This is a genomic window from Streptomyces sp. GESEQ-35, from assembly GCF_017948485.1.
Taxonomy (GTDB): domain Bacteria; phylum Actinomycetota; class Actinomycetes; order Streptomycetales; family Streptomycetaceae; genus Streptomyces.
The window spans coordinates 358,773-369,477 of record NZ_JAFFSX010000007.1 but is presented as its reverse complement, the minus strand read 5'-3'; the positions used below and the strand labels follow the sequence as shown (position 1 = coordinate 369,477).

8 protein-coding genes are annotated in these 10,705 nt (G+C 69.7%); 4 read left to right on the top strand and 4 right to left on the bottom strand.

Annotated features, from left to right (window positions below; all coding sequences use genetic code 11):
* Nucleotides 1-96 precede the first annotated feature (96 nt).
* Nucleotides 97-1,089 carry a cytochrome c oxidase subunit II gene (coxB, locus tag KCH87_RS17195; RefSeq protein ID WP_374199004.1) on the bottom strand — a complete coding sequence of 331 codons (993 nt, stop codon included), beginning with the start codon at nt 1,087-1,089 and terminating at the stop codon, nt 97-99.
* A 263-nt stretch (nt 1,090-1,352) separates the two neighbouring features.
* Between coxB and KCH87_RS17190 the strand changes: the two genes are divergently transcribed.
* The gene (locus KCH87_RS17190) at nt 1,353-2,747 is read left to right on the top strand and encodes a cysteine desulfurase/sulfurtransferase TusA family protein (protein ID WP_210586971.1); all 1,395 of its coding nucleotides are present in this window, start codon (nt 1,353-1,355) and stop codon (nt 2,745-2,747) included.
* Nucleotides 2,748-2,766: 19 nt separating this feature from the next.
* On the opposite strand, the gene KCH87_RS17185 is transcribed toward KCH87_RS17190, so the two are convergent.
* Nucleotides 2,767-3,741 (bottom strand): carbohydrate kinase family protein, encoded by a 975-nt coding sequence (locus tag KCH87_RS17185; protein WP_210586970.1) that lies wholly within the window; start codon nt 3,739-3,741, stop codon nt 2,767-2,769.
* A 135-nt stretch (nt 3,742-3,876) separates the two neighbouring features.
* Between KCH87_RS17185 and KCH87_RS17180 the strand changes: the two genes are divergently transcribed.
* Nucleotides 3,877-4,086 (top strand): hypothetical protein, encoded by a 210-nt coding sequence (locus KCH87_RS17180; RefSeq protein WP_210576199.1) that lies wholly within the window; start codon nt 3,877-3,879, stop codon nt 4,084-4,086.
* A gap of 330 nt (nt 4,087-4,416) precedes the next feature.
* The gene (locus KCH87_RS17175; RefSeq protein WP_308298845.1) at nt 4,417-6,309 is read left to right on the top strand and encodes a hypothetical protein; all 1,893 of its coding nucleotides are present in this window, start codon (nt 4,417-4,419) and stop codon (nt 6,307-6,309) included.
* A 71-nt stretch (nt 6,310-6,380) separates the two neighbouring features.
* Here KCH87_RS17175 and KCH87_RS17170 read toward each other — a convergent pair whose 3' ends face one another.
* Nucleotides 6,381-6,737: an iron-sulfur cluster assembly accessory protein gene (locus KCH87_RS17170; RefSeq protein WP_210586969.1), complete on the bottom strand. Its 357-nt coding sequence runs from the start codon at nt 6,735-6,737 to the stop codon at nt 6,381-6,383.
* 378 nt (nt 6,738-7,115) lie between these two features.
* On the opposite strand from KCH87_RS17170, the gene nadA reads away from it, so the two are divergent.
* Nucleotides 7,116-8,312, top strand: a complete 1,197-nt coding sequence (nadA, locus tag KCH87_RS17165; RefSeq protein WP_210586968.1) for a quinolinate synthase NadA — start codon at nt 7,116-7,118, stop codon at nt 8,310-8,312.
* Nucleotides 8,313-8,342: 30 nt separating this feature from the next.
* Here nadA and KCH87_RS17160 read toward each other — a convergent pair whose 3' ends face one another.
* A complete protein-coding gene (locus KCH87_RS17160; RefSeq protein WP_210586967.1) occupies nt 8,343-10,595 on the bottom strand; it encodes a protein kinase in 2,253 nt (750 codons plus the stop codon).
* Nucleotides 10,596-10,705 lie beyond the last annotated feature (110 nt).

Genomic DNA, 10,705 nt, shown 5'->3' with positions numbered 1-10,705 from the left:
TGATCACGACGTTGCCGGGCTGCTTGCGCCTGACCGGCAGCTCGTCCGTGTAGTGGGACTCCGCTGCGGCGGCACCCTGGGGTTCGTTGAGGATGCTCACAGGTTGTTCGTCTCCCGGTTCTTCTCGTGGCTCGTCTGCGCGATGCCGGCGGGAACGTAACCGGTCTGCCCCTTCTTGGCGAGGTCCTTGAGGTGCTGTTCGTAGCGCTCAGGGGAGACGACCTTCACGTTGAACAGCATCCGGGAGTGGTCGACGCCGCACAGCTCGGCGCACTTGCCCAGGAAGGTGCCCTCCTTGTTGGGGGTCACCTGGAAGGAGTTGGTGTGGCCCGGGATGACGTCCTGCTTCATGAGGAACGGCACCACCCAGAAGGAGTGGATGACGTCCCGCGAGGTGAGGACGAAGCGGACCGTCTTGCCCTCGGGGAGCCAGAGGGTCGGGCCCGGGTTGCCGGTCTGCGGGTTCTTCGTGCCGGGCGTGCCGACGTCGTAGACACCGCCGGCGTTCGCCGGGAACTCCTTCTTGAACCGGTCCGGGATCGCGTCCAGGTTCTTGTCGGTCTTCGCGTCACCGGTGGAACCGTCGACGTTCTCGATGTAGTTGAAGCCCCAGCTCCACTGGAAGCCGACCACGTTGACCGTGACGTCGGGCTTCTTGTCGAGACTGAGAATCTTCGTCTCGTCGCGGGCCGTGAAGTAGAAGAGCACCGAGACGATGATGAGCGGGACCACCGTGTACAGCGCCTCGATGGGCATGTTGTACCGGGTCTGCGGAGGGACTTCGACCTTGGTGCGGCTGCGCCGGTGGAAGATGGTGCTCCACAGGATCAGGCCCCAGACCAGCACGCCGGTGGCGAGCGCGGCCGCCCAGGATCCCTGCCACAGGGAGAGGATTCGCGGGGCCTCTTCGGTGGTGGGGGTGGGCATACCAAGGCGGGGGAAGTCCTCGGATGTGCAACCGGTTGCGGTCGCAAGGACCAAGCCCACGGTCAGTGCCTGCAGCAGCTTCCGCCGCATCGGGCGCCGCGGCGTGGGGGTACCGCCCGCGCCCCCCAGGGCGTGGGGGAGGTCGGAGCCGTTGGGACTCACGTAGCGCCTTCCCGAGAGTCTCGCCCGCGCGGTTTGGCTGCGGCCTGCCCTACTCGGTGGTCGGTCGCCGCCCTGCGTCGGGCAGGGGTTTGGATGTTTATGCGGACCAAACCCTAGCCGACGCTCTCCGAGGGTTCGCGAGGAGGGGTGCCTAGTAACTCCGTCGGTTCGCTGGTTTGGCGGGTGCGGGTTGACTGTGGCTGGTCGCGCAGTTCCCCGCGCCCCTTAAGGCGTTGTAGTGAACGGGGGTTTAGCGTTGCTGTGTGTCCTACTTTGATGCCGCTTCTGGCGCTCCGCTTCATCCCGTTGCTCGGCAGGCGCTGATGGCCTCTCTGGATGAGGGGTGGGCTGATCCTGCCCGCCTCTATCGGGAAGGGCGGCGGGCTCGGTTGTTGTTGGATGCTGCTCGGGAGGCGGCTGCTGAGGCGGTGGGGTGTCGGCCGGATGAGCTGGTGTTCACCTCGTCCGGTACGCGTGCCGTGCACTCCGGAATCGCGGGGGCGTTGGCGGGGCGGCGGCGGGTCGGACGTCACCTGATCGTGTCGGCCGTCGAACATTCCTCGGTGCTCCATTCGGCCGATGTGCATGAGGCGGATGGTGGGGCGGTGAGGCAGGTGGCCGTGGATCGCATGGGTGTGGTGAGTGCGTCGTCGTACGCCGCTGCCCTCCGCCCTGACACCGCGTTGGCGTGTCTTCAGTCGGCCAACCATGAGGTCGGTAGCGAGCAGCCCGTCGGCGCCGTGGCGGAGTTGTGCCGGGAGGCGGGGGTGCCGCTGCTGGTGGATGCCGCTCAGTCGCTGGGGTGGGGGCGGGTTGCGGGTGACTGGTCGTTGTTGACCGCCAGCGCGCACAAATGGGGTGGGCCGTCGGGGGTCGGGCTGCTCGTCGTGCGGAAAGGGGTGCGGTTCGCGGCTCAAGGGCCGGTGGACGAGCGGGAGTCGGGGCGGGCGGCCGGGTTCGAGAATCTGCCGGCGATCGTGGCGGCGGCGGCTTCGCTGCGGGCGGTGCGGGCGGAGGCGGCGCAGGAGGCGGTACGGCTGCGGGAGTTGACGGAGCGGATCCGGGCGCGGGTGCCGGAGTCGGTCTCCGATGTGGAGGTGGTCGGGGATCCGGTGCGCCGGCTGCCCGGGATCGTCACCTTCTCCTGTCTCTATGTCGACGGAGAGACTCTGCTCCATGAACTGGACCGCGCCGGCTTTTCCGTCTCTTCCGGATCGTCCTGTACGAGCAGCACGCTGACGCCCAGCCATGTGCTGAAGGCGATGGGGGTGCTGAGTGAGGGAAACGTACGGGTTTCGCTGCCGCTCGGGACACCGGAAGAGGACGTCGAACGGTTCCTGGCGGTGCTGCCGGGGGCGGTGGCCGCGGTGCGGGAGAAGCTGGGGGCACCGGCACCGGCACCGGCACCGGCACCGGCGACGAGCGTGCGGGAGGACGTCCTGGTCGTGGACGCGCTCGGCAAGCGGTGCCCGATCCCCGTCATCGAACTGGCGAAGGTCATCGGGGACGTACCGGTCGGCGGCACGGTCCGTGTGCTGTCGGACGACGAGGCGGCCCGACTGGACATTCCGGCGTGGTGCGAGATGCGGGGGCAGCAGTACGTCGGTGAGGAGCCGGCGGACCGAGGCACCGCGTACCTGGTCCGCCGGGTCTCCTAGCGGCCCCGGGGCCGCTTGGTTACGCGAGGTGCTTCTGGACCTCGGCGGCGGCGTCATGGCCGTACGCCTTGGTGAAGCGGTCCATGAAGTGGGCGCGGCGCAGCTGGTACTCCTGGGTGCCGACCGTCTCGATGACCAGCGTGGCGACCATGCAGCCGACCTGGGCGGCGCGCTCCAGGGAGACGCCCCAGGCGAGGCCGGAGAGGAAGCCGGCGCGGAAGGCGTCGCCGACGCCGGTGGGGTCGGCCTTGCGCTCCTCCTCGGCGCAGCCGACCTCGATCGGGTCCTCGCCGGCCCGCTCGATGCGGACACCGCGTGCGCCGAGCGTGGTGACGCGGTGGCCGACCTTGCCCAGGATCTCCTCGTCCGTCCAGCCCGTCTTGGACTCGATGAGGCCCTTCTCGTACTCGTTCGAGAAGAGGTACGTCGCTCCGTCGAGCAGTATCCGGATCTCGTCGCCGTTCATCCGGGCGATCTGCTGGGAGAAGTCGGCGGCGAACGGGATGGACCGGGTGCGGCACTCCTCGGTGTGGCGGAGCATCCCCTCCGGGTCGTCCGCGCCGATCAGCACCAGGTCGAGGCCGCCGACGCGGTCCGCGACGGTCTTCAGCTCGATGAGGCGGGCCTCGCTCATCGCACCGGTGTAGAAGGAGCCGATCTGGTTGTGGTCGGCGTCGGTGGTGCAGACGAAGCGGGCGGTGTGCAGCGTCTCGGAGATACGGACCGAGTCGGTGTCGACGCCGTGCCGGTCGAGCCAGGCACGGTAGTCGTCGAAGTCGAAGCCTGCGGCGCCGACCAGGATCGGCTTCGTGCCGAGCTGGCCCATACCGAAGGCGATGTTCGCGCCGACCCCGCCCCGGCGTACGTCGAGGTTGTCGACCAGGAAGGAGAGCGAGACCGTGTGCAGTTGGTCCGCGACGAGCTGGTCGGCGAAGCGGCCGGGGAAGGTCATGAGGTGGTCGGTGGCGATGGAGCCGGTGACTGCGATGCGCACGGCTAGGACTCTCCTGCGGATGCGGAGGCGGATTGACAGTTAACGCTACCGGGTCGGCGTGGTGACGTTGAAGCGACCAAAACTACCCGATAGTAGATCTTTCTTCGCCGACTCGGGCGTGCCTACGGTGCCGTTATGACGAAACTCGACGTCCATGCTCCGGTCCCGGTCGACCTGGAAGGCGATCTGGCGTCGCTGCGCGGCGACTGCGCCCGGATGGCCCCCCACTGGACGGTTCCCGACCGGAGCGCCGCCCTTCCCGTCTCCCCGTCACTCATTCACGGGGTGAGCGTGCCGAAGAAGTCCGCGCGGCTGCTGGACGCGATGTCGGACTACGGCGACTAGGGCCTGTCCGGCGGATCAGGTCGCAGGAAAGAAGCGGTGCCGAATCAGCGCTGGTGAGCGGGGCGATGGGGGTCCCCCCGCTCGAGCGCAGCCGAGAGTGGGGGAGACTGACGACAACGCCGCAGATGGGCGTGCCAGGCCCCGCGTCTGCGGCATGATCCGCCGGACAGGCCCTTAATCGACGCCTTCAGGGGAACCGCGCGCTCCCCCGCTGCGTCCCATCGCTGTCCCCCGTAGAGGGGATGCGTCATACGACCCGACGGCCGCCTGTATTCGGTATTTGGCAGGGCCGGGTCAAAAGGGACAGCGTGCAGCAGAAGGAGCGATGCGGTGAACGCCGAGCGACCCGACAACGACGACGCCGCCGAGGCCGGTGCCGCCGAGAACAGCGGCAGGACTCGGGACGCCGATGACACCGCCGGGAACGGCGAGGGGGTCCACGGGGCCGAGAGGGCCGAGGAGACGGGGGTCCCGGAAGGGACGGGTGCGTCGGAGGAACAGGGTGCCGAGGAGACAGACGGCGCCTCTGAGGAGCCGAGCGTCCGGGAGGACGAGGACAAGGACGCCTTGGCGAAAGGCGACGGCTCCGCCCCCGAGACGCGCGACGCGGACGCCGCCGACGGACCCGACGCCACGCCCTCCGGCGCGGAAGCGCCAGGAACCGGCGTAACACCCCTCAGCGCGGAAGCGTCCGGCTCCGACGAACCCGACGCCACTTCCCCCGACGCCGACACCTCCGACATCCATGTGGTCGCCGCCAAGGACGGCGGTGCCGTGCGGCCCGGTCGGCGGCGTTCGCCCGTTGCCGTCGCCTCCGTCGCCGCCGCCGTGCTGCTCGTGGGCGGTGGTGGGGCGTACTTCGCCGCTACCGCGTCCGGTGGTTCTGACGGTGGTGGTACGACGTCCGGGGCCCCCGGCGACGACACTCCCCCGCCGCTCGCGCTCGACGGGTACTCCGAGGGCGCCGCGGGTATCGCGCCGGGCGAGCCCGACCCGAACGGGGTGACGTATCGGGCCGAGGGTGAGCTGCCGGACGGTCCCGACTCCGCGCCCGTGTACGGGGCGAAGGGCGAGGTCACAGAGGACGAGGTGGCCGAGCTGGCCGCCGCGCTCGGGGTGGACGGGACGCCGGTTGCCGAGGGACAGGCCTGGAAGGTGGGGGCGCAGGACGCGGCGGGGCCGAGTCTTCAGGTGAGCAAGGCGGCGCCGGGTACCTGGACGTTCCACCGGTACGCGCCCGGGACGGATGACTGTCAAAGCACCACCGTCTGTTCCAAGGACCCGGCCAATCCGGCCGGCGACCCGGTGAGCGCCGAGGCCGCGCAGGAGGCGGCCGCGCCGATCCTGAAGGCGGTCGGGCAGGACGACGCCAAGCTCGACACGAGCCAGGTGATCGGCGCCCAGCGGGTGGTGAACGCCGATCGGGCGGTCGGCGAGCTGCCGACGTACGGCTGGACGACCGGGCTCACGATCAGTCCGGAGGGCGAAGTCGTGGGCGGCAGCGGCCAGTTGAAGGCGCCGGTGAAGGGGGACACGTATCCCGTCCTGAGCGCCGAGAAGACGCTGGGCCTGATGAACACGGCTCCGGCGGCCGACCACCGTATGGGCATCGGCGGATGCGCCAGTCCCGTGCCGCTGAAGGACCGGCTGGAGGCGCCGTGCGGATCGTCGACCGACGCTCCGCAGAAGCAGACGATCGCCGTCGAGAAGGCGGTGTTCGGGCTGGCCTCGCACACCGTGGGCGGGCAGCCGGCGCTGGTGCCGTCCTGGCTGTACGAGGTACGGGCGCCGGGCGGCGAGGACTCCTTCACGGTGACGCATCCCGCGGTCGACCCGAAGTTCCTGGCCTCGCCGTCGGCGCCGAGCGGGCAGCCCAGCACGCTGCCGACCTCACCCGGCGACGAGCCGACCTCCGCGCCGGCCACCCGTGAGGTGACGGTCGAGGGCTACACGGCCGAGGGCAACGAGCTGACCGTCGCCTTCACCGGCGGGGTCTGCGCCGACTACAAGGCGACGGCGACCGAGAACGGCGGCCAGGTGACGGTCACGGTGACCGAGACACCCTGGCCGGACAAGGTCTGCATCATGATCGCGAAGCAGTACCACCAGGCCGTGCAGTTGGACGAGCCGCTGGGTGACCGCAAGGTCGTGGGGTCGGACGGCAAGGCGGTCCCGCTGGAGAAGGCGGGGGCGCGGCTGCCGGAGACCTCCGGCACCAGGTGATTCGCGGCACAGAAACGTGAAGGCGGCGGCCCCGTCGGAGGGGGCCGCCGCCTTCACATCGGTCTCTGGGCTTAGCTGAAGGAGTCGCCGCAGGCGCAGGAGCCCGTCGCGTTCGGGTTGTCGATCGTGAAGCCCTGCTTCTCGATGGAGTCCACGAAGTCGATGGAGGCACCGCCCAGGTACGGGGCGCTCATGCGGTCGGTGACGACCTTGACGCCGCCGAACTCCTTGACGACGTCACCGTCGAGGGAACGCTCGTCGAAGAAGAGCTGGTAGCGAAGGCCTGAGCAGCCACCCGGCTGAACGGCGACGCGCAGGGCCAGATCGTCCCGGCCCTCCTGGTCGAGCAGGGCCTTGACCTTCGCCGCTGCGCCTTCGGACAGGATGATGCCGTCGGTGACGGTGCTGGTCTCGTCCGATACGGACATCTACATCTCTCCCGGGTAGTACGGAGACTGCTTGCCGACGGTTGCAACCGGCGCGGCCCCGGATTCATTCCGGGCACGCCCGTGACTTTCCCTTGGCTTGTCCCTTCATGCTCGCACATGCGCCCGGAAGCGGACAGCGACCTGTGGACAGCAGCACGGACGGCAGCACGGACAGCACGACAACGCGACCCGACGTCCAGGTGTCGGGATTCACGTCACATCGACACGATGGCCATCGTCAAACTGACGTGAAGCGGTTATGATAGATAACGTCAAATCGACGAGAAGTCGCTTCTTCCCGCCGGTGAACGATGTCCCGCATGTCCCGCCGCCCCGGCTCCCGGGTCGGCGAGCCGCAGAACAGAAAGGGTGCGTGTCGTGACCACCGCCCAGACCCAGGAGCTCGACGTACAGCCGACGCCCCTCGCCCTGCTGCTCCTCGGCCGCGAGGCCGACCCGCGGAGCGAGCGCGGCGTCGAGTGCCCCGGCGACCTGCCCTCGCCGTCCGACCCGGACCTGGTGGAGCGCGCCCGTACGGCCAAGGCGAAGCTCGGGGACAAGGTCTTCGTGCTCGGCCACCACTACCAGCGCGACGAGGTCATCCAGTTCGCCGATGTCACCGGGGACTCCTTCAAGCTGGCCCGGGACGCGGCCGCGCGTCCGGAGGCCGAGTACATCGTGTTCTGCGGTGTGCACTTCATGGCGGAGTCGGCGGACATCCTGACCTCCGACGACCAGAAGGTCGTCCTGCCGGATCTGGCCGCCGGCTGCTCGATGGCCGACATGGCGACGGCCGAGCAGGTCGCCGAGTGCTGGGACGTGCTGACCGAGGCCGGGATAGCCGAGCAGGTCGTGCCCGTCTCGTACATGAACTCGTCCGCGGACATCAAGGCGTTCACGGGCAAGCACGGTGGCACGATCTGCACGTCCTCGAACGCCCAGCGCGCCCTGGAGTGGGCCTTCGAGCAGGGGGAGCCCGCAACAACAAAGGTGCTCTTCCTGCCCGACCAGCACCTCGGCCGCAACACCGCGGTGCGGGACATGGGGATGACGCTGGAGGACTGCGTCCTCTACAACCCGCACAAACCGAACGGCGGCCTGACCGCCGACCAGCTGCGCGCCGCGAAGATGATCCTGTGGCGCGGCCACTGCTCGGTGCACGGTCGTTTCTCGCTGGACTCGGTGAACGACGTCCGTGAACGCATCCCGGGTGTCAATGTCCTCGTCCACCCCGAGTGCAAGAACGAGGTCGTGGCCGCGGCGGACCACGTCGGTTCGACCGAGTACATCATCAAGGCTCTGGAGGCCGCTCCCGCCGGCTCCAAGTGGGCCGTCGGCACGGAGCTGAACCTGGTCCGCCGGCTGGCGAACCGTTTCGCACCGGAGGGCAAGGAGATCGTCTTCCTCGACAAGACGGTCTGCTTCTGCTCGACCATGAACCGCATCGACCTCCCCCACCTGGTCTGGGCCCTGGAGTCCCTGGCCGAGGGCAACCTCGTCAACCGCATCGAGGTCGACAAGGAGACAGAGGCGTTCGCGAAGCTGGCACTGGAGCGGATGCTGGCGCTGCCGTAGGACCGTTGCGAGGAGCACTCACCGGAGCACTCACCCCGGGTTCTGCCCGGGGTGAGCCGGGTCGAGACCGAAGACGGTGCCGTCCGGGGTGGTCACGATCAGCGCGCCGCCGTACGGCAGCACCTCGGACTTGATCACGTCGCCGCTCGCGAGCTGTTGGGCGTGCGCGCCCGTCTCCCACAGCAGCGTGCCCTTGCGCGCGTCGAGGGCCGCGACCCGGCCGCTGGTGCTGGTCAGACAGAGGGTGCGGGTGCGGGCGTCGTACATGGGCTGACCCGAGCCCTCGGCGCCGGTCCGGGTCTGCCACAGCTGTTTGCCGGTCAGTGGGGACACGGCGGTCACCAGGCCGTTGGCACCGGTGATCCACAGGGTGTCGGCGGCCAGCGTCACCGCGCCGTCGTAGGTCTTCGTCAGTTTCGTCGTGGTGCCGGCGCCGGTGTCCGGGTCGACCAGCAGGATCTCGCCGAACGTCACTTCCTCGGGGCGCGTCGGTCCTACCTCGCCGAGCACGAAGGCCAGCCGGCCGTCCACGGCGCCGAGCAGGCCGCTCGCGGACGGGGTCCTCAGACGCCGGACCACCGACCCGTCGGTCCGGTTCAGCTCCAGGACCTCGGAGGCCTGGGTCTCGTCCGCCGGGAAGCAGTGCTCGTACAGGCCGGAGCCGACCGTCAGGAACTGGCAGTAGTTGTCGGCGGGCAGCTGTACGGTCCAGCGGCCGGCGCCGGTGCGCGGGGAACGGGCCGTCAGCAGCCGACCGGTGGTATCGGTGGTCAGAGCGAGGTCTCCGGTCAGGACGTCGACGCTCCCATCGTTCATCTTGCGGGACCACAGCCGCTCGCCGCTGTCCGCGTCGAGGGCGACCATGCTCACCGTGCCGTCCCCGGGGCCGTCCGGGTAGACGACCTGCCGGACGAGCACCGCGCTGTCCTTCACCCCGAGGACCGTGAAGGTTTTCAGCCCTGTGTCGACGCCGGTGGATGCGAGGGAGGCGCGCCAGACGGTTTTGCCGGTACGGCCGTCCAGACGTACCGGAAGGATGTTGTTGCCCGCGCAGTAGACCGCGTCCTCGTACCTCTGACAGGTGACGTCGGTCGGGTCGCCACTGTCCTTCCCCAGCGCCTTGGGCTCGCCCCGCGGTGCCGTCTTGAACACCGTCGTCTGCCAGGACTTGAAGCCGGTGGGCACCGCCGCCCACCGGGAGGCGGCGGACGTGGCGGACGTGGCGGAGGTCGCCGTCGGAGGGCTGTCCGAGAATCCCGGTCCGAACCGTATGAACCAGAGCAGGCCCAGGGCCATCGCGCACACCGTGCCGGCCGCCACCAGCGGGCGGATGCGGCGGCCCCGCCCGCCGGTACGGCGGCTGAGCCCGGGGAGCTTCGTCAGCGCCGCCGGGTCGGCCCCGGAGGAGGTCTCCCCCACGGTCCGCAGCATGTCCGTGCGCAGCGTCACCGTGAGCGGGTCATCGAGGGCCGATTCGGGCAGGACGTCCGCGAACTCCCGTGCCAGCTCGTCGAGTTCGGGCCGGTCCTTGACCTCCTTGGCCAGACAGCGCTCCAGGACCGCGCGCAGCGGCAACGGCAGCCCGTCCAGTACGGGTTCGTCGTGGACCACCCGGTAGGCCGTCAGATAGGGGCTGTCGGCGTCGAAGGGACCGCGTCCGGTGACGGAGAACACCAGCAGTGCCCCGAGCGAGAAGACGTCCGAGGCGGGACCGACCGTGCGGGCGTCGGTGAGCTGCTCGGGGGACATGAACGGCGGGGTGCCGATCATCTGGCCGGTCTCGGTGAGGGTGTTGTGGTTCTCCGCCGCCCGGGATATGCCGAAGTCGATGACGCGCGGGCCGTCCTCGGCCATCAGGACGTTGGCCGGCTTCAGGTCGCGGTGCACGACCCCCGCCCGGTGGATGTCCCGCAGCGCCTCCACAAGTCCCAGGGCCAGCCGCCGTAGTTCGGTGCCGCGGAGCGCACCCTGGTCGCGGATCCGCTGGGCGAGCGAGCTGCCGGGCACGTACTGGGTCGCCATCCAGGGCCGGACCGCCTCCGGGTCGGCGTCCACGACCGGGGCGGTGAAGGCGCCGCTCACCTTGCGGACGGCGTCGATCTCCTGCCGGAACCGGGCGCGGAAGACCCTGTCCTCGGCGTACTGGGCGTGCACCACCTTCACGGCGACGTCACGGCCCGAGCGCGATCTGCCCCAGTAGACGATCCCCATGCCGCCGGCCCCGAGCCGGTCCACGAGCTTGTAGCCGCCGACCGATTTCGGGTCGTCCTTGTGCAGTGGCACGCCCGGATCCCCTTCGCCGCAAAGCAGTTCGGGCCACAGGATACGTAACGGCCGAACGGCGGCGGCCGGGTACCGAACCTTCGGGGTTCGGTACCCGGCCGCCGCCGTGG